This is a genomic window from Duganella sp. Dugasp56 (assembly GCF_047304105.1).
Classification (GTDB): Bacteria; Pseudomonadota; Gammaproteobacteria; order Burkholderiales; family Burkholderiaceae_D; genus Rugamonas; species Rugamonas hordei.
Genome location: NZ_JBGLYQ010000019.1, coordinates 13,837 through 36,586 on the forward strand (window position 1 = coordinate 13,837; position 22,750 = coordinate 36,586).

Consider the following 22,750-nt stretch of genomic DNA (forward strand, 5'->3'; position numbering starts at 1 on the left):
CGCATGGTGCCGCAAACGGGTGGCAACGGCAGGCCCTTGAACATACTGCTGGTGCGCGTCTCCTCGCTGGGCGACGTGCTGCACAATCTGCCGATGGTGGCCGATATTGCCCGCCATTTTCCGGACGCGAATATCGACTGGGTGGTGGAGGAGGGCTACGTCAGCCTGGTGCGGCTCAACGCGCGCGTGCGCACCATCATCCCGTTTGCGCTGCGGCGCTGGCGCAAGAGCCTCGGCAAGCCGGAAACGCGGGCCGAGATCAAGGCGTTCTTCCGCATCCTGCGCCAGCAGCAATACGACTACGTGTTCGACACCCAGGGCCTGCTGAAGACCGGCATCATCATGGGCGCGGCCCGGGTGGTGAAGGGCGGCCGCAAGGTCGGCCTGGCCAACGGCAGCGAGGGTTCCGGCTACGAGGGCGTCTCCCGCATCTTCCACAATCTCAGCATTCCGACCGACCCGCGCACGCACGCGGTGGCGCGCGGACGCATCGTCGCCGCCGCGGCGCTTGGCTATGCGGCCGACACGCCGGCCGATTTCGGCCTGGCGCAAGTCCCGGCCGGCGAGCCGCGTCCGGACTGGATGCCGGCCGAGCCTTACGCCGTCTACTTCCACGGCACCGCGCGCGATCCGAAGAAATGGGCGCCGGACAACTGGATCGCGCTGGGACGCGAACTGGCGCCGATGCCCATCCTGCTGCCATGGGGCTCGCCGAAGGAAAAGGCGGAGGCCGAGTTCATCGCCGCCGGCCTGCCGAACGCGCGCGTGCTGCCCAAGCTGTCGATGGCCGACGCCATGCTGCTGGCGCGGCACGCCGGCCTGGTGATCGGCGTCGACACGGGCCTGACCCACATCGCCGCCGCCTTCGTGCGGCCGACCGTGGAGATCTACGCCGACTCGCCGCGTTGGAAGACCGAAGGCAACTGGTCGCCACGCATCATCAACCTGGGCGACAAGGGCGCGCCGCCGCCGGTGTCCGAAGTGCTGGCGGCAGCCAGGCAACTGCTGGCCTGAACTGATAACTATGCGACTTTTTTATTCTGCGATGTGGTGGCTGGCCTTGCCGCTGGTGCTGGCGCGCCTGTGGCTGCGCGGACGCAAGGAGCCGGGCTATCGCCGGCATTGGGGCGAGCGGCTGGGTTTTTACAGCGGCGCGCCATCCACCGCGCAAACCTTGTGGGTACACGCCGTCTCCGTCGGCGAGACGCGCGCCGCCGAGCCGCTGATCGATGCGCTGCTGGCCGCTTATCCGTCGTCCCGCATCGTCCTTACCCACATGACGCCGACCGGCCGCGCCACCGGCAAGGCGCTGTTCGCCAAACATGGCGAGCGGCTGCTGCAATCCTACCTGCCGTATGACACGGGCTTCATGGTCGGCAGTTTCATCGGCCATTTCAAGCCTTCCGTCTGCATCCTGATGGAGACCGAGGTATGGCCGAACCTGATCGCCGGGTGCAACGCGGGCAATGTGCCGGTGGTGCTGGCCAACGCGCGCCTGTCCGAGCGCTCGCTGCGCAAGGCCACGCGCCTTGGTTCGCTGATGCTGGACGCGGCGCGCGGCATTGCGCTGGTCGCCGCCCAGACCGAGGCCGATGCGCAGCGCGTGCGCTCGCTCGGCGTGCAGCGGGTGGAAATCACCGGCAGCATCAAGTTCGACGTGGTGGTGCCGGATGTGGCGCTGGCGGTCGGCGCTGCGCTGCGCGGGGCCATCGGCGCCCGTCCGGTGCTGCTGTGCGCCAGCACGCGCGAGGGTGAGGAAGAACTGATACTGGAGGCGTTCCAGCAGGCGCGGGCGGCGTTGCCGGCCGACATGCTGCTGCTGATCGTGCCGCGCCATCCGCAGCGCTTCGACGAAGTGGAAAAGATGACCGCCGCGCGCGGCCTGAACCTCCAGCGCCGCAGCAGGCTGGCGCTGGACGGGGCTGTACTGTCGGGGGAGGTGACCGTGCTGCTGGGCGATTCGATGGGCGAGATGTTCGCCTACTACGCCGCCTGCGATGTCGCCTTCGTCGGCGGCAGCCTGCTGCCGCTGGGCGGCCAGAACCTGATCGAGCCGGCCGCCCTGGGCAAGCCGGTGCTGATCGGCCAGCACACCTTCAACTTCGCGCTGGTGACGGAAGACGCGCTGGCCGCCGGCGGCGCACAGCGCGTCGCCGATGCCGCAGCGCTGATGTCGCAAGCGGCGCGCCTGCTGTGCGACACCGCCGCGCGCGATGCGATGGGCCGCAACGCGCTGGCCTTCGCCAACCAGCACCGCGGCGCCACCCGCCGCACACTGGCGCTGTTGCCTGCGCTGCTCAAGCCATAAAGCGCGGAGTCTCTCAGCTTGCCAGCTCGGTCTCTTCGGCGTAGCGCAGCACGCTGGAGTGCTGACGGCAGAACCGGGTCGCGGCCTTGTAGCCGATATCGAACAGCAGCTGCATGTTGGACGTCGACCAGTCCATGGTGTAGGGCAGATGCTGTTCCGGCACGGCCGCCATCAGCTCGAGCTTGAGCAGGCGCCGCTTGGGCAGGCCGGTTTTGCGGTCGGTGTTGTGCTCCAGCTCGAACAGCCGCAGCTGGTTTTGCGAGACCTTGACCAGCGGCGTGATCATCGAACCGACCCAGGCGTCGTACAGGTTGCGCGGCTTGCGCAGCAGGCGTTCGTCGCCGAGGATGTCGAGCACGATCAGGGTGTCGGTGTCGTGATGCTCGCCCTTGCCTTCGATGAAGGGATCGAAATTGAGCGTCTCCAGCGCGGCGCCCTCGATATAGTCCTCGCCGTCGATCTCCGTCGGCGCATACAGGAACGGGAAGGACAGCGCGGCGCGAACGTGCTGCGCCTGGATTTCCCGCTTGTCCCAGATCTGCATGCGGTGCTGGTTCAGGTTGTAGGCGTTGATGTAGAACTCGGGCTTCATCCGCGCGATGGCCGAAAAGTCGACGGCGCCTTCCAGGAAGGGCGCGTGTGCGCACAGCCCCAGGCTTTTTGCCGACAGGTTGGACGGCGACATGGTCGACATCATCAATTGGGTCCAGTCGGCCCACGGCACGCTGCCGTTGGCGAACAGGTTTTGCATGCCGGGGAAGGCCGGACCGGTGGCGGGCTGGTTGAACGTGCCGCGGAAGGCGTCGGCTTCCTTGCCCGGCTTGTGGAAGATCTTGTAGTTGACCGGCATCATTTTGTAGATGCTGTCGGCCACGCCGGCGTCGGCCCAGCGCTTCAGCGCCTCGCGCGGCGAGCCTTCCAGCGGCGCCGTGTACAGCAGTCCCATCAGGACTCCGGCGCCCGAGGCGGAGATCACGTCGAACTCTACTTCCTGGTCGAGAAAAGCCGCCAGCGCTCCCGCGATCAGCGGCGAATTCGGCGCGCCGCCACCCAGCACCAGGCCTGTTTTCTTTGTTACTTTGAGTTGAGTCATGAGGATTCTCCATGTTGCAATGCAGCACAAACTAACATGGAAAATGCCGTACGGCAACTTTTTTTAACTGATAATGGACATTCGAAAAAACCATAATGATGCTGCCGGCATTGTCGGGGAAACAAGGCCGGCAGCTCGTTGACGGCGTGCTCAGCGCTGCGGCAGCGGGTAGGTGGCGACGCTGACGTTGCCGTCCTTGTCGACCGCCTGCACGCCGAACAGGAAGTTGTCCTTCGAGCGCTTGATGGTGTACTGCGTGGTGTTGCCGACGAAGACGGCGCCCTGCCACTGCGCGGCCGTGGTGTCGCGCCACACGATGCGGTAGCCGGCCAGGTCGGGCTCCTTGTTGGCCTGCCAGGTCAGCTCGGTATTGTTGTCCAGCTTGGCCGTGCGCACCTTGACCTGCTGCGGCGCGGCCGGCGCCAGCGCCAGCGAGGACAGCGACGCCGCGTTCACCCGCGCCACCTGGGCGATGTAGTTGAAGTCGTCGTATTCCGGCAGGTCGCCGATTTTCTTGCCGCCTTCCTCGCGCAGGTCCTGGTGCTGGTGGTTGAAGTCCTCGTTCGGCTCGGTGAAGCGCACCGCCGCATAGCCGCGGTCGAGGAAGGGGCTGTGGTCGCCGCCGCGCAGGTAGCGGTCGCGCCGGTAGATCACGTTGACGGCGAATTTGTCGACATAGCGCTCGCCCGTTTCCTTGATGTGGCGCGCCAGTTGGCGCGTGATCGAGTCGTTCTCGCCGCCGGTGGCCACCAGCGCGCGGTTGGCGTCGGACATCTCCTTGACGGCCGGGACGCCCTCCGCGAACAGGCGCACCTGGGTATTGTCGACATGGCCGTCGTCGGCGCGCGAGCTGCCGATGATGTCGTTGTTGAGCATGCCGGCGATGTTCCAGTTCTTCTGCTTGGCCTGCTCGGCCCAGTGCTCGGCGCCGAACAGGCCCTGCTCCTCGGCCGCCACCGTCATGAAGACCAGGGTGGCGTCGAACTTGTGGCGTGCCATCACGCAGGCCATTTCCATCACGGCGGCGGTGCCGGAGGCGTCGTCGTTGGCACCCGGCGCGTCGCTGGTGGCGTTCATGACGTCGGTCACGCGCGAGTCGTAGTGGCCGCTGACCACGTACATGCGGTCCACCGATTCGGCCTGGGTGCCGGGCAGGGTGGCGACCACGTTGACGATCTCGGTCGGATGGCTCAGGCGCGGCGTGACCGGATGCACGTGGCTGTCGTAGCCGACCTGCAGGCGGCCGCCGGCGGCCGCGCCGCAGCGTTCCAGTTCGCTCTTGATCCAGCGCCGCGCGGCGCCGATGCCGCGCGTGTCGGAGACGGTGTCGGACATGGTGTGGCGGGTGCCGAAGCCGACCAGCTTGCGCACATAGCCTTCGATGCGCTGCGGCGAAATCTCCTTGACGATCTGGTCGATCTGCGCCTGGTGGGCGGCGATGTTGGGCTCCGCGTCGGCCGCGCAGGCGCCACCGGCGCACAGCAGCAACGCGGCCGGCAGGGTAAGTTTATGCGAGAACTTCATGTGTTTCCTTGTATCGGTCATGGGGTGGATCAGAACTTGTAGGTCGCGTTCAGGTAAACGTAGCGGCCGTTGACGTCAGCATAACTGAGGTCGTAGCCGCCGACAAAACTCGGCGAGTAGTTGGTGTAGGGCGGGTTGCGGTCGGTCAGGTTCTTGACGCCCAGTTGCAGGCGCGTGGACTTGAAGCCGGTGTAGCTGAGCTGCGCGTCGAAGGTCTGGTAGGCGTCGACCTTGTGCAGCGCGGTGGCCGACTTGTTGCCCGGGATGTCGTTGTAGCCCTGCTGGAAATTCTGCGTCAGCGAGGCGCTCCAGTCCTTGCGCGCGTAGGTGGCGCTGGCGTTGTGCTTCCAGCGCAGGATCACGCCGTTGGCGGCGGAGCTGGCCTGGTTGATGGAGCTGGTGTAGCTGCCGTCCGGTCCCTGCACATCGTACTTGCTCATGTAGGTGCCGGACAGCTGGAAGGTCACCTTCTGCGCCGGCGCCAGACGCCAGTCGTACTTGCCGTCGATGTCGATGCCGGCCATCTGCGTCTTGAACAGGTTGGCGTTGGTCTGCAGGATGGCGGTGATGGCGCCCAGGCCGCTCGGGTTGGACGGATCGGCCGGGCCGCGGCGGATGTAGCTGGCGTATTGCTGCTCGCGCGCCGCCGTGCCGAGGATGTAGGTGGCGCTGAGACCGCCGCCGACGATGGCGTTCTTCAGGTTGACGCGGAAGGCGTCGATCGACAGCGACATGTTCTTGACCGGCTCCAGCACCGCGCCCACAGTGAAGGACTGGGATTTTTCCGGCTTCAGGTCGGGATTGCCGCCGGTGATGGTGGGGAACTGGTTGTTGCAGTCGGTGGGCAGGCCGGTCTTGGTGTCCGGGCAGCGCAGGATGTCGCGCGTGCCGTTGGCCGTCACGCTCGACGCCTGGGCGGCGTACAGGTCGGTCAGCGACGGCGCGCGGAAGCCGGTGCCGGCCGAGCCGCGCAGCAGCACCGATTCGCTCGGCTGCCAGCGCAGCGAAGCCTTGGGATTGACGGTGTCGCCGACGTTCTGGTAATTGTCGTAGCGGACCGCCAGGTCGGCGTCGAGTTTCTTCAGCAGCGGCACGCTGAGCTCGACGAAGGCCGACTCCACATTGCGCCGCGCCGACACCGGCAGCTGGTTGCCGCCCTGGCCGGCGATGTCGCCGGTCTGCACCGCCAGCGACGGGTCGTAGGCGAATTTTTCCTGGCGCGCCTCGGCGCCGAAGGCCACGTTCATCGGGCCGGCCGGCAAGGTCGCCAGCTCGCGCGTGGCGGTGGCGTTGATGCTGGTGATCGAGGTCTTGGAGCGGTACACGGCGCCGACGAATTCGGCCGCCTTGGCCGCATCCAGCGCCGCCTTGTCGGTGGTCTCGCCGAAGGGGTTGATGACGCCGCTGTCGAGCAGCGGCATGAGCTTCGAATACTGCGGGAAACCGGAATACAGCAGCTCCTTGACCTTGCTTTCGCTGTACAGCAAGCCGCTGTCGTAGTCCCAGCCGGCCAGCTTGCCGCGCACGCCGGCCACGACGCGGGCCGCGTCTGACTGATCGGTCTGGTTGCGCACGCCGTTGGCCATGTCGCGGTAGCTGATGATCAGCGGCTGGCCGGCCAGGCCATTGGCGGCGGCAAACGCCTGCGGGTAGTAGGGACTCGACGGCGGCAGCAGGAAGGCGCTCGGATATTGCGCGCCGAAGGTGGCGGTGAACGGCTTGCTGGCCAGGCTGGGATACTTGGTCGCGACCAGGTTGGCCAGGTAGGCGTTGTAGGGATTGTTGGCCGGCAGGTTGGTGTTGAAGGCGATCGGCACCGCCTGGGTCTGCGTCATCGTGCGGCTCTGGCTGTAGGCGCTTTCGAAGTAGGCTTCGGCGTCGGCCGACAGCGTCTTGCGGCCGTTCAGCATCAGGTTGGCGTGCGTCGAGCCCGGCAGGATGGAGACGTAGGGGCTGTTGTCGAAGCTGCAGATGGTGGGCGTGTACGGCGACACCTGCGACACCGGGCCGCAATTGGCCAGGTTGGGGTTCTTCAGCGCGCCGGTGGCCGGAATCCTCACATTGGACGGGAAGGCGATGTTCGACAGCAGGTCGTTCTGCTGGCCGGCGTTGAGGCGCGACGCGTAAGGCCGGTCGGCGCCGAGGATGGCCTGCACCGTCTGGTAGTTGGCGCCGAAGGTGACGTTGTAGCTGTCGTCGCCGATGCCGGCCAGCACGGAAAAGCGCTTCTGGCCGCCGTGCGGCCCGGCCACGACGGGCGCGCCGTAGATGGCGTTGAGCTCGACGCCGGTGAAGTCCTTGCGCAGGATGAAGTTGACCACGCCGGCGATGGCGTCGCTGCCGTAGACGGCGGAGGCGCCGTCCTTCAGCACCTCGACCCGTTCGATGGCCGACAGCGGAATGCTGTTGACGTCCACCGAGGCGCCGGCCAGGCCGCCGGAACCGCCGCCGTAGACCGAGGCGCGGCGGCCGTTGATCAGCACCAGCGTGCGCGCGCTGCCCAGGCCGCGCAGCGACAGCGCGGCGATCGAGCCGGTCTGGGTGCCGGCCGCGGCGGAGGTGCTGACGCTGCCGGCGCTGCTGAAGGCGCTGATCTGCTTGACCAGTTCCTCGGTGGTGGCGGCGCCCGTGCGCTCGATGTCTTCGCGCTTGAGGATCTGCACCGGCAGCGCGGTCTCGCCGTCGATGCGCTTGATGGAGGAACCGGTGACGACCACGCGTTCCATTTTCGGCGCATCGGTGTCGGTTTGCGCGGCGGCCAGGTGCGGCAGCATCAGGCCGGAGCCGAGCACAGTGGCAACTGCGTAGGCGGATTTGGATATTTTTAATCGCGGTGCGGACATGCTTGACTCTCCCAGATGGCTATATGAATGAAATGAATGCAAAGATTGTAGCTGGTGAAATCAACAATATTTTGCTATATTTGTTCTGTGGGAAAGTAAATTTGCGCAATAAATCCGGTGCTTTTGACGAGGGAATGAAATGGATGTGCTGAAATGAAATTGGACCGCATCGATATGAAGATACTTGAGGCGCTGCAGGAAGATGCAAGGCTTTCAAGTGCCGACCTGGCCGAACGGGTATCGCTGACGACCTCGCCGTGCTGGCGCCGGGTCAAGCGGCTGGAGGAGGAGGGGGTGATACGCGGCTACCAGGCACGGCTGGATTCCCGCAAGCTGGGCTACCAGGTAACGGCCTTCGTCCACATCTCGCTGGAGATGAAGGACACCGCGAACCTGCAGGTCTTCGAACGCGCGGTGGCGGCGATTCCGCAGGTGCTGGCCTGCCACCGCATCTCCGGCCGCTACGACCACCAGCTGATGGTGGTGGCGGAAGACCTGGCGGCCTACGGCGTGTTTGCCGAAGCCCACATCAACGGCCTGCCCGGCATCAAGGAGATCTACACCTCGTTCGTGCTGCACGAGGTCAAGGCGCCGGTCAACCCGCCGCTGCCGCAGGCTTGACGCAGTCTTAGCTGAACAGCACCGGCAACTCCTGCGCGCGCTTGCGCAGCAGGTTTTTCGCCTCTTCGTATTCGGGATAGATCAGGCCCACCGTGTTCCAGAACTGAGCGCTGTGGTTCATCTCCAGGATGTGCGACAGCTCGTGCGCGATGACGTAGTCGATCAGCGGCAGCGAGAAGTGGATCAGCTTCCAGTTCAGGCGGATCTTGCGGTCCACCGTGCACGAGCCCCAGCGCGTGCCGGCCGACGACAGGCCGAACGAGTGGTAGCGCACGCCCAGCCGCGCCGCGTACAGGTCCAGCCGCTGCTCGAACAGCAGCTTGGCCTCCTGCTGGTACCAGGCCTTCACCCGCTCCTTGAGCAGCGTTTCGGTGGCGCCGGGAATCAGCACCATCGACAGCTCGCGCGTGGCCGGGTTGTAGCTGGTGCGGTTGCGGCCGCCGACCAGCAGCCGCAGCGTGATGTCGGCGCCGAGATAGGGCAGCTGCGCGCCGTCGTTCCATTCCACCGGAGGTTTCTCCAGCCGCGCGGCGCGGCGTTCGCGCCGTTCCTTCAGCTTGTCCAGGATCCAGTGCTGCTTGGTGCGGATGGCGTTGTCGATTTCGGCGATGCTGATGCGCTTGGGCGCGGTCACGCGCAGGCCGTCGTCGTCGATCATGAAGCCGATCGAGCGGCGCGTCGAGCGGCGCAGTTCATATTCGAGTATGAATTCGCCGACCATCAGCTGGCGCTTGGGCGGCTGGTCGGTCGGCGGCACCACCAGTGCGCGCGGCTTGACGGGAACGGCGGTTTGCGGCGGATCGACGTAGGGAGAAACCAGCGCCGGAGCATTCGAGGAAGAGGGAGATGGAACCGACCATACCGGCGCGGTGTAGACAGCTTTGGGAGACGACTGCGCCTCCCGTCCAAACAGGTCCAGTTGGCTGGCGTCGCTGGGCGACGCCGGCTTCACCAGCGTGGCCAGATCATCTAGCCAGCGTTGTAGGCGTGGGGCGAAATGACGCGCATTTCTGATTCTATCCAATTTTCCACCTGTTGCATCATGCCGTCCGGGGTTTGACCTTTCGGAGAAATCGGTTTGCCTATCGATACTGTAACAAGCCCTGGGCGTTTGATGAAAGAATTTTTTGGCCAGCACTCGCCGGAGTTGTGCGCAATCGGTACAACCACCGCGCCGGTCTCGATGGCGAGACGCGTGCCGCCGCTTTTATACTTGCCGGTCTGGCCGACGGGAATGCGCGTCCCTTCGGGGAACATGATAATCCATTGGCCGTCGGCGAGGCGTCGCTTACCGTGACGCACCACGTGCGCGAACGCGTGCTTGCCCTGCTTGCGGTCGATCGGGATCATGCGCAGCAGCGCCATCGCCCAGCCGAAGAATGGAATGTACAGGATCTCTTTCTTGAACACGAACACCAGCGGGCGCGGCAGGTTGGGCAGCAGGAAGATGGTCTCCCACGCCGACTGGTGCTTCGACAGCACGACGGCCGGCGCGTCAGGGAAATTTTCGGCCCCCTTGATCTGGTAGCGGATGCCGCAGATGACCTTGAGGCACCAGATCATGAACACGTTCCAGCGGGAGGTGACCCAGAACCGCTGGTTGTATGGCAGCGGCGCTGCCAGGAAGCATACGCAGGCCCAGACGATGGTCGATACCACCATGACGATGGTGAAAATCAGGGAACGCAGAAACAAGACGGGATGACCCAATGCAGACTCCAAAAACTGTTTAGCTGACGACTTGCAGCACCGGCGGGGCGCTGGTTTTGAGCAGGTGGTTGACCATGGCCGCCAGGTCCGGGAAAACCATTGTACCGGGCGGCAGGCCGCCTGTGGCCTGGGTTTTTTCGCCCTTGCCGGTCAGGACCAGGTAGGGCACGCAGCCGCTCACATAGCCGGCCTGCAGGTCGCGCAACGAATCGCCGACCACCGGCACGCCTTTGAGGCTGATTTTATAGCGTTGCGAGATTTCCGTGAACATGCCCGGCTTCGGCTTGCGGCAATCGCAGTTGTCGGTCGCCGCGTGCGGGCAGAAGAACACCGCGTCGATGTCGGCGCCGACCTGCTGCGCCAGGTTGTGCATCTTCTGGTGTATCGCGTTGAGGATGGTCATGTCGAAGAACTCGCGGGCGATGCCCGACTGGTTCGACGCCACGACCACGCGGTAGCCGGCCTGGTTCAGGCGGGCGATCGCTTCCATCGAGCCGGGAATCGGGATCCACTCGGCCGGCGACTTGATGAAGTCCGGCGAATCGTGGTTGATCACGCCGTCGCGATCGAGGATGATCAGTTTCATGGACGGCGTACCCATTTACGCCGCCAGTTTCGAAATGTCGGCCACGCGGTTCATCATGCCGTGCAGCGACGACAGCAGCGCGAGGCGGTTGTTGCGCAGCGCGACATCCTCGGCCATGACCATGACGTCGTTGAAGAAGGCGTCGACTTCCTCGCGCAGCTGCGCCAGCGTTTTGAGCGTGCCGGCGAAGTCGCCGCGGTTGAACGCCGCGTCGATTTCCGGCAGCACGCGCACCACGGCGGTGTTGAGGTTCTTCTCGGCCGCGTCCTGCAGCAGGGAGACGTTGACGCCGCTGTTGCCGGCGGCGGCCAGCGCTTCCTCGTTCTTCTTCAGGATGTTGGTGATGCGCTTGTTGGCGCCGGCCAGCGAGGCCGATTCCGGCAGCGCGGCGAAGGCCTGCACGGCCTCCAGGCGCTGCACGATGTCGTCCAGGCGGTCCGGATTCTGCGCCACGACCGCTTCGATCTCGTTCGGCGAGAAGCCGCGCTCGCGCAGGATGCCGCGCAGGCGGTCGATCATGAAGGTGTAGACGTCGGCGCCTGGATCCTTGAAGCCGGCCACGGAGGCGAACAGCTGCGAGGCGTGCGCCAGCAGGCCGGAGATCGACAGCGGCAGGCGCTTCTCGATCAGCATGCGCAGCACGCCCAGCGCGTGGCGGCGCAGCGCGAACGGATCCTTGTCGCCGGTTGGCGCCAGGCCGATGGCCCAGATGCCGACCAGGGTTTCCAGCTTGTCGGCCAGCGCCACGGCGGTGCCGGTGACGGTGGACGGCAGGGCGTCGCCGGCAAAGCGCGGCTGGTAGTGCTCGGACGCGGCCAGCGCCACGTCTTCCGGCTCGCCGTCGTTGCGGGCGTAGTAGGTGCCCATGATGCCTTGCAGCTCGGGGAACTCGCCCACCATCTCGGTGACCAGGTCGGCCTTCGACAGCTTGGCGGCGCGGCTTGCCAGCGCGGCGTCGCCGCCAATGGCGGTGGCGATGAACGCGGCCAGCGCGGCCACGCGTTCGCCGCGCGCGCCTTGCGTGCCCAGCTTGTTGTGGTAGACGATTTTTTCCAGCAGCGGCAGGCGCGATTCCAGCGTTTTCTTCTTGTCCTGCTCGAAGAAGAACTTGGCGTCGGACAGGCGCGGACGCACCACGCGCTCGTTGCCGTCGATGATGGCGGCCGGCGTGTCGGTGGCGATGTTGGAGACGATCAGGAAGCGCGAACGCAGCTTGCCGGCGGTGTCGGTCAGCGCGAAGTATTTCTGGTTGGTCTGCATGGTCAGGATCAGGCATTCCTGCGGCACGGCCAGGAACTCTTCCTCGAACTTGCACTCGTAGACCACCGGCCATTCGACCAGCGCGGCCACTTCGTCCAGCAGCGCTTCGGGCATCAGCACCTGGTCGGCACCGGCCTTGGCCAGCAGTTCGGCGCGGATTTTTTCCTTGCGCTGTTCAACGCTGGCCAGCACCTTGCCCTCGGTGGCCAGGGTGGCGGCGTAGCTGTCGGCGTCGGCGATGGTGACCAGGCGCTTGCCCGGCGCGGTCAGGAAGCGGTGGCCTTCGCTGACGTTGGAGGCGGTCAGGCCCAGCAGCGTCAACGGCAGCACGGTGGCGCCGTGCAGCGCGATCAGGCTGTGCGCCGGACGCACGAACTGCACGGTGGCGCCGTCCGGGCGCTGGTAGCTCATCACCTTGGGAATCGGCAGCTTGGCGACCGAGTCTTCCAGCGCGGCTTGCAGGCCCGCTTGCAGCGCGCTGCCGGCCGCGGTGTAGGTGTAGAAGAAGCTTTCTGCCTTGCCGTCCTGCGCGCGTTCCAGGTCGGCCACGGTCAGGTTGGGGAAGCCCAGCGCTGCCAGTTTCTTGGCCAGCGGCGGCGTGCCGTTGCCGGCGGCGTCCAGCGCCACGGAGACCGGCAGCACTTTTTCGCGGATCGACTTGTCCGGCGAGGTGGCGCGCACCTTGGTGATGGAAACGGCCAGGCGGCGCGGCGAGGCGAACGAGGTGGCGACGCTGTCGGCTTCCAGGAAGTCGCGCGATTTCAGGCCGTTGACGATGCCGTCCGCGAAAGCCTTGCCCAGTTTGGCGAGCGCCTTCGGCGGCAGTTCTTCGGTCAGCAGTTCGATGAGCAGAGTTTGAGTCATATTATTTATATCGTTTATTCAGCAGCAACGGCGGCGACGGCGGCGGGAGCCATAGGGAAGCCCAGGCGCTCACGCGAATCGTAGTAGGCTTGCGCGACCAGGCGCGACAGGGCGCGCACGCGGCCGATGTACGCGGCGCGCTCGGTCACGGAGATGGCGCCGCGCGCGTCGAGCAGGTTGAAGCTGTGCGAGGCCTTCATGATCTGCTCGTAGGCGGGCAAGGTCAGTTGCAGCTCGATCAGGCGCTTGGCTTCCGACTCGTGGTTGTTGAACTGGGCGAACAGCAGCTCGGTGTTCGAGTGCTCGAAGTTGTAGGCCGACTGCTCCACTTCGTTCTGGTGGAACACGTCGCCGTACTTCAGCGTCTTGGTCACGCCGTTCTCTTCCCACGTGGTCCACACCAGGTCGTACATGTTCTCGACGCCCTGCAGATACATCGCCAGGCGTTCGATGCCGTAGGTGATCTCGCCCAGCACCGGCTTGCAATCGAGGCCGCCGACTTGCTGGAAGTAGGTGAACTGCGTCACTTCCATGCCGTTCAGCCAGACTTCCCAACCGAGGCCCCAGGCGCCCAGGGTCGGCGATTCCCAGTCGTCCTCGACGAAGCGGACGTCGTTCTGCTTCAGGTCCAGGCCCAGCGCTTCCAGCGAACCCAGGTACAGGTCCAGGATGTTTTCCGGCGCCGGCTTCATCACCACCTGGTACTGGTAGTAGTGCTGGCCGCGGTTCGGGTTTTCGCCATAGCGGCCGTCCTTCGGGCGGCGCGACGGCTGCACGTAGGCCGCGCGCCAGGGCTCGGGGCCGATCGCGCGCAGGAAGGTACCGGTGTGGAAGGTGCCGGCGCCGACTTCCATGTCGTAGGGCTGGAGCAGGGCGCAGCCTTGCTGGTCCCAGTAGGTTTGCAAGGTCAGGATAATTTGTTGAAATGTCAGCATCTTGTGTAGTCGGTGGCACACATCGGGGCGTGCGGTTGCAGTTTCGCTAAAGCGGCAATTTTAGCGGGTTTTACAGGGAGCCTGTAGAGATTAAGCGGCTTTTGGCTGGTTTTTTGCGCGCCGGGCCCAAAACCAGGCGCCAGCCAGCGACAGCGCGGCCAACGCCAGGAACAGCTTGTTTCCCCACAGGATGTAGGGCGTGCTGCCGGCCATGCCCTGCACCTGCGCCGCCAGCGTGCCGTAGGTGTTCACCGGCAGTTGCTGGACGACGGTGCCTTGGCCATTGATGATGGCGGTGGCGCCGGTATTGGTCGCCCGCAGCATCGGGCGGCCCGTTTCCAGCGTGCGCATCTGCGAGATCTGCAAATGCTGGGGGATGGCGATGGTGTCGCCAAACCAGGCCAGGTTCGAGGTGTTGAGCAGCATGGTGGCCGGTTTCTGGCCCTGCGCCGGGTTGTTCAGCTGGCCGGCGATCTCTTCGCCGAACAAGTCTTCGTAGCAGATGTTGGGCAGCACGCGCTGGTCCTTGATGGCGAACGCCGGCTGGATGTCGCGTCCGCTGGTCATGTCGCCCAGCGGGATCGACATCAGGTTGACGAACCAGCGGAAGCCGAACGGGATGAACTCGCCGTACGGCACCAGGTGGTGCTTGTCGTAGCGGTAGTAGCTGGAACCCAGCTTGGACGGGATGCCGATCACGCTGTTGAAATAGGCGGTCTGGCTGTCGGCCAGCGGGATGCCCAGGATCAGGTTGCTGTTGGTCTTGTTCAGGAACTGGGCGATGCCCGGCAGGTAGTCCGGCGGCAGCTGCTGCGGCAGCATGACGATGGCCGTCTCCGGCGTGGCGATCAGGTCGGCCGGCGCGGCCATGATGGCGTCCTGGTACAGCTTCATCGTCGCCTGCACGTGGGCGCCGTTGAATTTTTCATCCTGCGGAATATTCCCCTGCAGCAGGCGCACCGAGATCGGCTTGCCTTCCGGGTAGGTCCAGTGCAGCAGGCTCAGGCCGAAGCCGGCCGCCGGAATGGCGACGATCAGCGCGGCCGCCTTCAAACGGGTGCGGTGCGCCAGCAACAGCAGGGCGCCGGCGACGACCGCCGCCAGCCAGCCCAGGCCGTACATGCCGATCACCGGCGCGTAGCCGGCCAGCGGGCTGTGGTTGTGGGCGTAGCCGGCCGACAGCCAAGGGAAGCCGGTGAACAGCCAGCCGCGTATCCATTCGAACAGCGACCACATGGCCGGCAGCACCAGCAGGTTGGCGGCCGGCAGCGGCAGCGCCCAGCGCTTGCGCAGCCAGGCCGCGCCGCCCATCGCCAGCGCGACGTACAGGCCCATGGCGGCGGCCAGCAGCAGCACGGCGGCCACCGCCAGCGGCGCCGGCATGGCGCCGTAGGTATGCAGGGAAACGTAAAGCCAGTGGGTGCCGGCGGCGGTCCAGCCGAAGCCGAAGGCCCAGCCGATCAGCGCGGCGGCCCTGATGTCGCTGCTGCGCAGCACCTGGTAGAACAGGGTCGCCAGGCCGAGGATCTCCAGCGGCCACCAGCCGAACGGCGCGAAGGCGAACACGCACAACGCGCCGGCCAGGCCGGTGATGATCATCCGGCCTCGGGTCGGGCGTTGCGGCTTGGGGGGAACGTTCGGATTGGCGCGGCGAAAGCGCATCACGCGTCGTCGCCGTCGATCGCGGCAGGCGGCAGTTTCTCCACCAGCAGCACATGGATCTGGCGGGCGTCGGCGCGCAGCACTTCGAAACGCATGCCTTCGAAATCGAAGACGTCGCCCTTGTGCGGCATGCGCGCCAGGTGCTTGGCGACCAGGCCGCCGATGGTGTCGACGTCGTCTTCAGGCAGCGCCGTATCAAGTTCTTCGTTGAACTGGGCGATCTCGGTCAGCGCCTTGATGCGCCAGCGCGGGCCGTGCACGCCTTCCTTGATCGACAGGATGTTGTCCTCTTCCTCGTCGAAATCGTATTCGTCCTCGATGTCGCCGACGATCTGTTCCAGCACGTCCTCGATGGTGATCAGGCCGGCCACGCCGCTGTACTCGTCCACCACGATGGCCATGTGGTTGTGGTTGGCGCGGAAGTCGCGCAGCAGCACGTTCAGGCGTTTCGATTCGGGAATGAAGATGGCCGGGCGCAGCATGTCGCGCACGTCGAACGATTCCTCGGCGTAGTAGCGCAGCAGGTCCTTGGCCAGCAGGATGCCGATCACCTTGTCGCGCTCGCCTTCGATGGCGGGGAAGCGCGAGTGGGCGGTCTGCAGCACCAGTGGCAGCCATTCCTCGATCGGCTTGGAGATGTCGATGACGTCCATCTGCGAGCGTGGAATCATGATGTCGCGGGCGGACAGGTCCGACACCTGGAACACGCCTTCGATCATCGACAGGGCGTCGGCGTCGATCAGGTTGCGTTCGTGGGCGTCGTGCAGAACTTCGAGCAGTTCCGCGCGGTTCTCTGGCTCGGGGGAAATCAGTGCGGTCAGGCGTTCAAACAGCGACCGATGGGGTTTGGCGTCAGTCTTGACGCCACTAGAGTGCTCTTGCATAGGAGGCGTGAGCCGTTGTTTCGAAGGGGTATAGGATACACGAAATGGGGAGCAGGAGCCGTTTTTGTCAAAAAGACAGCTCCCGGCGCGTCAATCGGCGTAGGGATCGGCCATGCCGAGGCCGGCCAGGATCTCGGTTTCTATGCCTTCCATCTCGGCCGCTTCCTCGTCGTCCATGTGGTCGTAGCCCTGGGCGTGCAGCACGCCGTGGATGACCAGGTGGGCCGTATGTTCCTCCACGGTTTTCTTTTGCTCGGCCGCTTCCTTCTGCAGCACGTCGGTGCAGAGGATGATGTCGGCCTGGGTCGGCGCATCGTCCGGCAACTCCTCCCCTTCGTTGTAGGCGAAGGTCAGCACGTTGGTGGCGTAGTCCTTTTCGCGGTATTCGCGGTTCAGCGTGCGGCCTTCCTCGGCGTCGACGAAGCGTATCGTCAGCTCGGCCGGCGCGAACAGCGCGGCCTGCACCCAGCGGCGGATCTTCGGCCGGGTGATGGTTTCCTGCAAACGGGCGTCGGGATACTGCACCGACAGCGTCAGTTTATTTTTTACGGACATTTTTGAGAGCCGTGGCTTTGAGTAGGGGAGCGATTTCCGCTTCGTGGTTGTGCGCCGTCTCGTAGGCGTCGACGATGCGCGCCACCAGCGGGTGGCGCACCACGTCTTCGCTGTTGAAGTGGCTGAAGGCGATGCCGCGCACGTCCTTCAGCACCTGGATGGCGTCGACCAGGCCGCTCTTCTGGCTCTTGTGCAGGTCGACCTGCGTGACGTCGCCGGTGACCACGGCCTTGCTGCCGAAGCCTATGCGCGTCAGGAACATCTTCATCTGCTCGACGGTGGTGTTCTGCGCCTCGTCGAGGATGACGAAGGCGTGGTTCAGCGTGCGGCCGCGCATGTAGGCCAGCGGGGCGATCTCGATCACCTGCTTCTCGAACATTTTCTGCGTGCGGTCGAAGCCGAGCAGGTCGTACAGCGCGTCGTACAGCGGGCGCAGGTAGGGATCGACCTTTTGCGCCAGGTCGCCCGGCAGGAAGCCCAGGCGCTCGCCGGCCTCGACGGCGGGACGGGTCAGGATGATGCGCTTGACGGCGTCGCGCTCGAGCGCGTCGACCGCGCAGGCCACGGCCAGGTAGGTCTTGCCGGTGCCGGCCGGGCCGACGCCGAAGCTGATGTCGTGCTCGAGGATGTTGCGCAGGTAGCGGATCTGGTGCGGCGTGCGGCCGCGCAGGTCGGCGCGCCGGGTCTTCAGGATGGGGCTGTTGATCTCGGGTTCGACGAACGGCGCCTCCAGCGGGCGCGGCTGGTCGGGCGCGGCGGCGGCGGCGATCGCGGCGGAGGCGACCGCCAGGCCGGCGCGCTGCTCGACCAGCGCCAGTTGCACTTCTTCAATCGGGACGATCTTGTTGGCGACCGCGTAGAACTGTTCGAGGATCTGCACCGCCCGTTCGGCGTTGTGGCCGCTGACGATGAATTTCTCGCCGCGACGGAAAATAGTGACGTCCAGCGCGGCGGAAATCTGGCGCAGGTTTTCGTCGAGGGGGCCGCACAAATGTGCCAGCCGCGCGTTGTCGAGCGGTTCCGGAACAAAGTAGTACGGCTGGACTGGGGTTTTGGTTTTCAATGGAATGCTTTATGAGAGAGGCCGGCGGGACCGGCACAGCCGATAGTTTAACGTAATTTGCCTGCGCCAACCGCGATAGTGCTTGATTTTGCCGCGCCGCGCTTCTACATTTAAAGCGTGGCCAATAGTCATTATTCGTCACTATCGATCAGCACTCCGGAGGGTTTCATGGCGGTTAATTCGATTTCGTCGTCGCGCATCAGCACGCCGCTGGAGGGCATCCAGGCGGCCAACCAGCGCGAGACGCGCGCCAACCGCGATACGCAGCGCGCCCAGCAGGCCAGCCAGACCGAACGCGCCGAAGGCCTGGCGCGCAGCGGCGAGGCCGAGCGTGCGGTGCAAAACCGCGTGGAAAAAAATACCGACGCCCAGCGCACCCGCGCCCAGGCTAACGAGGACGCCACGGCGACCCAGCGCCGCGAGGCCGAAGCGGCCGACCAGCGTGCCGAACTGCAACGCCGCGACAGCGGCAAAACCACGCTCGGCCGCAACATCGACACCACCGCATAAACCCCGCTTTCGCCGGACGGCGGCAACGCCGTCCGCGCCGCGTTATCGCCTCATTACCACCTCATTTCGCCTTCCCCCGCCTGTGTAAAGACGAACTTGCTTTGTGTAACAGTTTCCTACAAGTTCTTGCGTGCGACACCCTCGGGCCCCATGTGATGAAATAGCATTGTTGCTAAGGTTTCTAGCCGGCGATTGATGTCGAACAATCTTCGCTCTGCGCGTACCGGCTGGAACAGGCCCTTTTAAGCATAGAATAATCTTGCACGAAAGGCAATTCAGCAGTAACGAACTTTATTGAAAGTATCTAAGTTGTCCTTAAGTTCGAACCAGCACTATCCGATCACCCAACTCAACGAGGAAAATCATGGCACACCACGCTCTCGCTTCCCAGGAAAGCTACAACCCGAACCACCTCCTGGATATCTTGCTCGGCAAGATGCAACTGAAAAACGATGCCGCGCTGTCGCGTTTGCTGGAAGTCGCGCCGCCGGTCATCAGCAAGATCCGCCATCACCGCCTGCCGGTGGGCGCCTCGCTGCTGATCCGCATGCATGAAGTGACCGGCATGAGCATCCGCGACCTGCGCGATCTGATGGGCGACCGCCGCACCAAGTATCGTCTGTCCGATGCCCAGGGCCGTCCGAAGCCAGAGGAACGCACTGAAAAGGCCGAAGCCGGAACCTACGCGCGTCACTGATGCGCCCGCGCATCCGCTGCTGCCGTTGCCGTGGCTGACCCCAGCCCGGCCGGCAGCCAGCCGCCGCTTCACAGCTGATTCGTCAGCTCAGCAGCACCATGGAAATTTCTTCATATTGCAGTTCCGTCTCGCGGAACAATTGCAGATAGATTTCTTCATCGAGGCCCAGCGCAGTCCAGGCCACGGTGGATACGGGCGGGACCAGATCGTCCTGCACCTGCGCCAGATCGAGCGCATGCACTATGGCGTCCGCCACGTGAATGATGGCGGCCAGGAACCCTGCGCCCGGCGCCTCCGGATCGTGATGGCCGCCGATGGCCAGTCGCATCGTATCGGAAAAATTCCAGTGTTCAGCCAGCGCCAGGCCGGCGTCGACATGATCGATGCCCAGCACGGCGCGCTCCGCGTCCAGCAGGTAGCAGTCATGGTCGGCGCGGTAGGCGATGGTTTCCGAATACTGGTTGGGGAAGCAGGACACCAGCACCAGCCGGCCTATGTCGTGCAGCAAGCCCGCCGTGAAGGCGTAATCCTGGTTGAAACGCATCTGCCGCGCCAGCACCTTGGCGCAGGCGGCGGTGGCGATCGAATGGCGCCAGAACGCCTTGTGGTCGAAGCCCGGGCAATGGCCCTCGGCAAAGCAGCCGGTGACGGCGGCCGCCGTGATCAGGTTGCGCGTGGTCTGGAAGCCCAGGTAGGTGATCGCCTGCTGGATCGTGGTCACCTTGACCTGCAGGCCGTACAGCGACGAGTTGGCCAGGCGCAAGGTCTTGGCCGTCAGCGCCTGGTCGTGCGACACCTTCTTGGCCAGCACGGAAATATCGACATCGTCCTGGTCTATGCTGTTGAGCAGCTCCATCACCACCGCCGGCAGCGATGGCAGGTCGTCCAGCGTGCGGACGACGTCGTCGTAACTCAGCGTATTACTCATGCTCCGGCGTCTCCTCTGTGCCCAGGCGGAAGTCCGAGACGAAGCGGCGCAGCGTGGCGGTGGCCCAGTCGCTGTCGCTGTCGGCGTCGTTTTTACGGAACAGCTGGGCGATGCGGGCCTCGTGATGGTTCAGCGTTGCCTGCACCGCTTCCGCCGACACCTCCTCCTGCAGGATGGGCAGCACGGCGATGCCGTGGCGCGGCATCAGCGCCAGCATGGCCTCGGTCAAGACCGTGCCCTGCGGCAACAGCACATGGCCCTGCACGTCCAGCAATTCGTCGGACAAGACCATCCCCGGCCGTACCTGCACCAGGTTCAAGGGTTGATAATTGCTAGTCATGAGGTCCTCCGTTTTGCCACCTGATCTACATTGCCTGATCTTACCATTGCAAGCGGGCAAAGTCTGCCGGCGGTTTTGTCCTAAGGGTTATGTCCTAATTCTTGCCAAGTCTCATGCCATACCGTACATTGGGACGTTGCCGTCAATTCCATGTTGCCAGGGAGGTTAGCCGATGTTCGGGATTCAAGGCCGCTTGACGCTGCTTTTCGTGGTCATCGTGACGCTGGTGCTCGGCATTTCCGGCACGTATGCCCAATACAGCCTGGGACACGAGCTGGAAGTCAGCAGCCAGCGGCTGCGCCAGGGCGTGCTGACCCGGCTGCAAACCAGCCTGCCGTCGGCGCTGTGGGACCTGGACAAGGCCAAGGTCGACAACATCGTCGCCGCCGAGATGCTGCCGCCGGAGCTGGTGTCGATCCGCGTCTACGACACCTCGGTCGGCCTGTTCTCCGGCAAGCTGCGCAATGAAAACGGCAGCGTCAGCTCGATCGAGAACGATGCCGCCGTCGGCGGCTCGCCGGTGGTGGCGGACCTGGCCTACCGCGATTCCGGCGCGGCCGGCGCCTCGCTCAAGCCGGTCATCGTCGGCCGCGTGGTGGTCAACTTCAGCCGCGCGCAGATCGACGCCACCTTGGCCGCCGAAGTGCGCCGCAAGGTCACCGAGGTGCTGCTGCTGGACCTGATCCTGGTGGCCGCGCTGGCGCTGTCGCTGCGCATCGTGTTCGATCCGCTCAAGCGGCTGCGCGACGGCCTGTTCGACCTGGCCACGCGCGGCAGCGACGAGGTCGAGGAACTGCCGGACAGCCGCCACGACGAGCTGGGCGAGGTGATCCGCGGCTTCAACGCCATCCAGCGCAAGGTCAAATCGAATATCCAGCGCATCCGCGAGGCCGAGGACGAGGCGCGCAAGTCGGCGCAGACCACGGCCAAGGCGCTCGACGACCTGCGCCGCACACAGGAATCGCTGCTGCAGGCCGAACGGCTGGCCTCGCTGGGCGGGCTGGTGGCCGGCGTGGCCCACGAGATCAACACGCCGGTCGGCATCGCGCTGACCAGCGCCTCGGTGCTGATGGAGGCCACCGAAAAGGTCAAGCAGTCGGTCGACGGCGGCAACATCAAGAAGTCCGACATCATGCGCTACCTGGACACGGCCTCCGAAAGCACGCGCCTGATCATGAACAACGCCTACCGCGCGGCGCACCTGATCCACAGCTTCAAGCAGATCGCGGTCGACCAGGTCAGCGAGGCGCGCCGCCGTTTCGAGCTGCGCGACTATATCAACGAGGTGGTGTCCAGCCTGCAGCCCAAGCTGAAGAAGACCCGCATCGTCGTCAGCATCGCCTGTCCGCCGGACATCATGCTCGACAGCTATCCCGGCGCGCTGGCGCAGGTGATCACCAACCTGACCTTGAACTGCGTCGAGCACGCGTTCGATCCGGACGACGAGGGCCGCATCACCATCGGCGTGGCGCAGCAGGCGGACTGGATCGAGATGCAGGTGACCGACAACGGCAAGGGCATCCCGCCGGACATGATCGACAAGGTGTTCGACCCGTTCGTCACCACCCGGCGCGGGCAGGGCGGCACCGGGCTCGGACTGAATATCGTGTTCAACTTGATGGCCAAGCAGTTTGGCGGCACCATTACCGTCTCCAGCGTACTGGGGCAGGGCGCCAGTTTCGTGCTGCGCATGCCGTGCGTGACGCCGGTCGACGAACAGGCCGCGCAGGCGGCCGAAGCCCATCTGCACACTTAGACAGGATCAGCATGACTACCGTTAGCGGTGAATTCAGCGTCAAGATGACGCCCGAGGCGATGTCCGCAGTGGCGGCCGAAACCGGCCTCGGCCGCATGTCGCTCGACAAGCAGTACCACGGCCCGCTGGAGGCCAGCGGCAAGGGCGAGATGCTGGCCTTCATGGACCGCGCGCTGATGTCGGGTGCTTATGTGGCGATGGAGTTGGTGCAGGGGACGCTGGAAGGGCGGCGCGGCAGCTTCCTGCTGCATCATACGGGCACCATGGAGCGCGGCGCGGCCGGCCTGGCGGTGCTGGTGGTGGCCGATTCGGGCCGCGATGAACTGGCCGGCCTCAGCGGCAAGCTGCAGATCCGTATCGAGGGTGGCAAGCACTACTACGATTTCGACTATGCGCTGCCCGCCGTTGCTTAAGCAGGCGGCGCCGCGCTAGAATGCCGCATGAATAAAGACACGATTAAAGGTTTGTTGATCCTGGCTGGCATGGCGCTGGCGCTGGCGGTGTTCCTGGTGCTGGCCACCGACAACGGCGTACAAAAACTCTACTGCATCCTGCGCGCCATATTGCATGGCGTTTCCATCACCAATATCCACGCGGTATGCGGACTGTAG

The 22,750-nt window shown here is 64.9% G+C and carries 22 protein-coding genes; 8 read left to right on the forward strand and 14 right to left on the reverse strand.

Going from position 1 to position 22,750, the window contains the following annotated elements; all coding sequences use genetic code 11:
- Positions 1 to 3: 3 nt before the first annotated feature.
- Together waaC and waaA are read left to right on the forward strand one after the other, a co-directional pair.
- On the forward strand, positions 4 to 1,014 hold the full coding sequence (waaC, locus tag ACCD07_RS14760; protein WP_413447771.1) for a lipopolysaccharide heptosyltransferase I: 1,011 nt from the start codon (positions 4 to 6) through the stop codon (positions 1,012 to 1,014).
- 10 nt (positions 1,015 to 1,024) lie between these two features.
- Positions 1,025 to 2,308 carry a lipid IV(A) 3-deoxy-D-manno-octulosonic acid transferase gene (gene waaA, locus ACCD07_RS14765; RefSeq protein WP_413447772.1) on the forward strand — a complete coding sequence of 428 codons (1,284 nt, stop codon included), beginning with the start codon at positions 1,025 to 1,027 and terminating at the stop codon, positions 2,306 to 2,308.
- A gap of 13 nt (positions 2,309 to 2,321) precedes the next feature.
- Here the strand turns inward: waaA and ACCD07_RS14770 are convergent, their stop codons facing one another.
- From ACCD07_RS14770 to ACCD07_RS14780, 3 genes are all read right to left on the reverse strand, one after another.
- Positions 2,322 to 3,401 (reverse strand): patatin-like phospholipase family protein, encoded by a 1,080-nt coding sequence (locus ACCD07_RS14770; protein ID WP_413447773.1) that lies wholly within the window; start codon positions 3,399 to 3,401, stop codon positions 2,322 to 2,324.
- Between the two features lie 150 nt (positions 3,402 to 3,551).
- Positions 3,552 to 4,925, reverse strand: a complete 1,374-nt coding sequence (locus ACCD07_RS14775; protein WP_176652515.1) for a M28 family peptidase — start codon at positions 4,923 to 4,925, stop codon at positions 3,552 to 3,554.
- 29 nt (positions 4,926 to 4,954) lie between these two features.
- Positions 4,955 to 7,768: a TonB-dependent receptor gene (locus ACCD07_RS14780; RefSeq protein ID WP_413447774.1), complete on the reverse strand. Its 2,814-nt coding sequence runs from the start codon at positions 7,766 to 7,768 to the stop codon at positions 4,955 to 4,957.
- Between the two features lie 153 nt (positions 7,769 to 7,921).
- On the opposite strand from ACCD07_RS14780, the gene ACCD07_RS14785 reads away from it, so the two are divergent.
- Positions 7,922 to 8,389 (forward strand): Lrp/AsnC family transcriptional regulator, encoded by a 468-nt coding sequence (locus tag ACCD07_RS14785; RefSeq protein WP_176652517.1) that lies wholly within the window; start codon positions 7,922 to 7,924, stop codon positions 8,387 to 8,389.
- 7 nt (positions 8,390 to 8,396) lie between these two features.
- Here ACCD07_RS14785 and ACCD07_RS14790 read toward each other — a convergent pair whose 3' ends face one another.
- The 9 genes from ACCD07_RS14790 to ACCD07_RS14830 form a co-directional block, all read right to left on the reverse strand.
- Positions 8,397 to 9,341, reverse strand: coding sequence for a M48 family metallopeptidase (locus ACCD07_RS14790; protein ID WP_413447775.1), 945 nt, complete (start codon positions 9,339 to 9,341; stop codon positions 8,397 to 8,399).
- Positions 9,342 to 9,358: 17 nt separating this feature from the next.
- Positions 9,359 to 10,051, reverse strand: coding sequence for a lysophospholipid acyltransferase family protein (locus ACCD07_RS14795; RefSeq protein ID WP_413447846.1), 693 nt, complete (start codon positions 10,049 to 10,051; stop codon positions 9,359 to 9,361).
- 67 nt (positions 10,052 to 10,118) lie between these two features.
- Positions 10,119 to 10,685, reverse strand: coding sequence for a D-glycero-beta-D-manno-heptose 1,7-bisphosphate 7-phosphatase (gmhB, locus tag ACCD07_RS14800; RefSeq protein WP_176652522.1), 567 nt, complete (start codon positions 10,683 to 10,685; stop codon positions 10,119 to 10,121).
- Between the two features lie 15 nt (positions 10,686 to 10,700).
- The gene (glyS, locus tag ACCD07_RS14805) at positions 10,701 to 12,809 is read right to left on the reverse strand and encodes a glycine--tRNA ligase subunit beta (RefSeq protein ID WP_353400858.1); all 2,109 of its coding nucleotides are present in this window, start codon (positions 12,807 to 12,809) and stop codon (positions 10,701 to 10,703) included.
- 14 nt (positions 12,810 to 12,823) lie between these two features.
- Entirely contained in the window at positions 12,824 to 13,744 is a 921-nt protein-coding gene (gene glyQ / locus ACCD07_RS14810) for a glycine--tRNA ligase subunit alpha (protein ID WP_413447776.1), read from the reverse strand.
- 90 nt (positions 13,745 to 13,834) lie between these two features.
- Positions 13,835 to 15,406: an apolipoprotein N-acyltransferase gene (lnt, locus tag ACCD07_RS14815; protein ID WP_413447847.1), complete on the reverse strand. Its 1,572-nt coding sequence runs from the start codon at positions 15,404 to 15,406 to the stop codon at positions 13,835 to 13,837.
- Positions 15,406 to 16,290 carry an HlyC/CorC family transporter gene (locus ACCD07_RS14820; protein WP_176652525.1) on the reverse strand — a complete coding sequence of 295 codons (885 nt, stop codon included), beginning with the start codon at positions 16,288 to 16,290 and terminating at the stop codon, positions 15,406 to 15,408. The genes lnt and ACCD07_RS14820 overlap by 1 nt, the downstream gene beginning before the upstream one ends.
- Before the next feature lie 90 nt (positions 16,291 to 16,380).
- On the reverse strand, positions 16,381 to 16,845 hold the full coding sequence (gene ybeY, locus ACCD07_RS14825) for an rRNA maturation RNase YbeY (protein ID WP_176652526.1): 465 nt from the start codon (positions 16,843 to 16,845) through the stop codon (positions 16,381 to 16,383).
- Positions 16,829 to 17,908 carry a PhoH family protein gene (locus ACCD07_RS14830; RefSeq protein WP_176652527.1) on the reverse strand — a complete coding sequence of 360 codons (1,080 nt, stop codon included), beginning with the start codon at positions 17,906 to 17,908 and terminating at the stop codon, positions 16,829 to 16,831. The genes ybeY and ACCD07_RS14830 overlap by 17 nt, the downstream gene beginning before the upstream one ends.
- Positions 17,909 to 18,076: 168 nt before the next feature.
- Between ACCD07_RS14830 and ACCD07_RS14835 the strand changes: the two genes are divergently transcribed.
- Entirely contained in the window at positions 18,077 to 18,418 is a 342-nt protein-coding gene (locus ACCD07_RS14835) for a hypothetical protein (protein WP_413447777.1), read from the forward strand.
- Positions 18,419 to 18,782: 364 nt separating this feature from the next.
- A complete protein-coding gene (locus ACCD07_RS14840) occupies positions 18,783 to 19,115 on the forward strand; it encodes a hypothetical protein (RefSeq protein WP_176652529.1) in 333 nt (110 codons plus the stop codon).
- An 82-nt stretch (positions 19,116 to 19,197) separates the two neighbouring features.
- On the opposite strand, the gene ACCD07_RS14845 is transcribed toward ACCD07_RS14840, so the two are convergent.
- Together ACCD07_RS14845 and ACCD07_RS14850 are read right to left on the reverse strand one after the other, a co-directional pair.
- A complete protein-coding gene (locus ACCD07_RS14845) occupies positions 19,198 to 20,043 on the reverse strand; it encodes an HDOD domain-containing protein (RefSeq protein WP_176652530.1) in 846 nt (281 codons plus the stop codon).
- Positions 20,036 to 20,383 (reverse strand): hypothetical protein, encoded by a 348-nt coding sequence (locus ACCD07_RS14850; RefSeq protein ID WP_413447778.1) that lies wholly within the window; start codon positions 20,381 to 20,383, stop codon positions 20,036 to 20,038. The genes ACCD07_RS14845 and ACCD07_RS14850 overlap by 8 nt, the downstream gene beginning before the upstream one ends.
- A gap of 172 nt (positions 20,384 to 20,555) precedes the next feature.
- On the opposite strand from ACCD07_RS14850, the gene ACCD07_RS14855 reads away from it, so the two are divergent.
- Genes ACCD07_RS14855 through ACCD07_RS14865 form a run of 3 tightly spaced genes read left to right on the forward strand, consistent with a single transcriptional unit; the run spans position 20,556 to position 22,750 of the window.
- Complete coding sequence (locus tag ACCD07_RS14855) at positions 20,556 to 22,139, forward strand: sensor histidine kinase (protein WP_176652532.1); 1,584 nt, start codon at positions 20,556 to 20,558, stop codon at positions 22,137 to 22,139.
- A gap of 11 nt (positions 22,140 to 22,150) precedes the next feature.
- Positions 22,151 to 22,552: a DUF3224 domain-containing protein gene (locus ACCD07_RS14860; protein ID WP_413447779.1), complete on the forward strand. Its 402-nt coding sequence runs from the start codon at positions 22,151 to 22,153 to the stop codon at positions 22,550 to 22,552.
- 27 nt (positions 22,553 to 22,579) lie between these two features.
- Positions 22,580 to 22,750, forward strand: a complete 171-nt coding sequence (locus ACCD07_RS14865) for a hypothetical protein (protein ID WP_413447780.1) — start codon at positions 22,580 to 22,582, stop codon at positions 22,748 to 22,750.

What these genes read in the sequence shown, in the direction of transcription:
- waaC (WP_413447771.1), top strand. Translation starts at nt 4, where the DNA reads ATGGTGCCGCAAACGGGTGGCAACGGCAGGCCCTTGAACATACTGCTG.
- waaA (WP_413447772.1), top strand. Translation starts at nt 1,025, where the DNA reads ATGCGACTTTTTTATTCTGCGATGTGGTGGCTGGCCTTGCCGCTGGTG.
- ACCD07_RS14770 (WP_413447773.1), bottom strand. Translation starts at nt 3,401, where the DNA reads ATGACTCAACTCAAAGTAACAAAGAAAACAGGCCTGGTGCTGGGTGGC.
- ACCD07_RS14775 (WP_176652515.1), bottom strand. Translation starts at nt 4,925, where the DNA reads ATGAAGTTCTCGCATAAACTTACCCTGCCGGCCGCGTTGCTGCTGTGC.
- ACCD07_RS14780 (WP_413447774.1), bottom strand. Translation starts at nt 7,768, where the DNA reads ATGTCCGCACCGCGATTAAAAATATCCAAATCCGCCTACGCAGTTGCC.
- ACCD07_RS14785 (WP_176652517.1), top strand. Translation starts at nt 7,922, where the DNA reads ATGAAATTGGACCGCATCGATATGAAGATACTTGAGGCGCTGCAGGAA.
- ACCD07_RS14795 (WP_413447846.1), bottom strand. Translation starts at nt 10,051, where the DNA reads ATGGTGGTATCGACCATCGTCTGGGCCTGCGTATGCTTCCTGGCAGCG.
- gmhB (WP_176652522.1), bottom strand. Translation starts at nt 10,685, where the DNA reads ATGAAACTGATCATCCTCGATCGCGACGGCGTGATCAACCACGATTCG.
- glyS (WP_353400858.1), bottom strand. Translation starts at nt 12,809, where the DNA reads ATGACTCAAACTCTGCTCATCGAACTGCTGACCGAAGAACTGCCGCCG.
- glyQ (WP_413447776.1), bottom strand. Translation starts at nt 13,744, where the DNA reads ATGCTGACATTTCAACAAATTATCCTGACCTTGCAAACCTACTGGGAC.
- lnt (WP_413447847.1), bottom strand. Translation starts at nt 15,406, where the DNA reads ATGCGCTTTCGCCGCGCCAATCCGAACGTTCCCCCCAAGCCGCAACGC.
- ACCD07_RS14820 (WP_176652525.1), bottom strand. Translation starts at nt 16,290, where the DNA reads ATGCAAGAGCACTCTAGTGGCGTCAAGACTGACGCCAAACCCCATCGG.
- ybeY (WP_176652526.1), bottom strand. Translation starts at nt 16,845, where the DNA reads ATGTCCGTAAAAAATAAACTGACGCTGTCGGTGCAGTATCCCGACGCC.
- ACCD07_RS14835 (WP_413447777.1), top strand. Translation starts at nt 18,077, where the DNA reads ATGGCGGTTAATTCGATTTCGTCGTCGCGCATCAGCACGCCGCTGGAG.
- ACCD07_RS14840 (WP_176652529.1), top strand. Translation starts at nt 18,783, where the DNA reads ATGGCACACCACGCTCTCGCTTCCCAGGAAAGCTACAACCCGAACCAC.
- ACCD07_RS14845 (WP_176652530.1), bottom strand. Translation starts at nt 20,043, where the DNA reads ATGAGTAATACGCTGAGTTACGACGACGTCGTCCGCACGCTGGACGAC.
- ACCD07_RS14850 (WP_413447778.1), bottom strand. Translation starts at nt 20,383, where the DNA reads ATGACTAGCAATTATCAACCCTTGAACCTGGTGCAGGTACGGCCGGGG.
- ACCD07_RS14855 (WP_176652532.1), top strand. Translation starts at nt 20,556, where the DNA reads ATGTTCGGGATTCAAGGCCGCTTGACGCTGCTTTTCGTGGTCATCGTG.
- ACCD07_RS14860 (WP_413447779.1), top strand. Translation starts at nt 22,151, where the DNA reads ATGACTACCGTTAGCGGTGAATTCAGCGTCAAGATGACGCCCGAGGCG.
- ACCD07_RS14865 (WP_413447780.1), top strand. Translation starts at nt 22,580, where the DNA reads ATGAATAAAGACACGATTAAAGGTTTGTTGATCCTGGCTGGCATGGCG.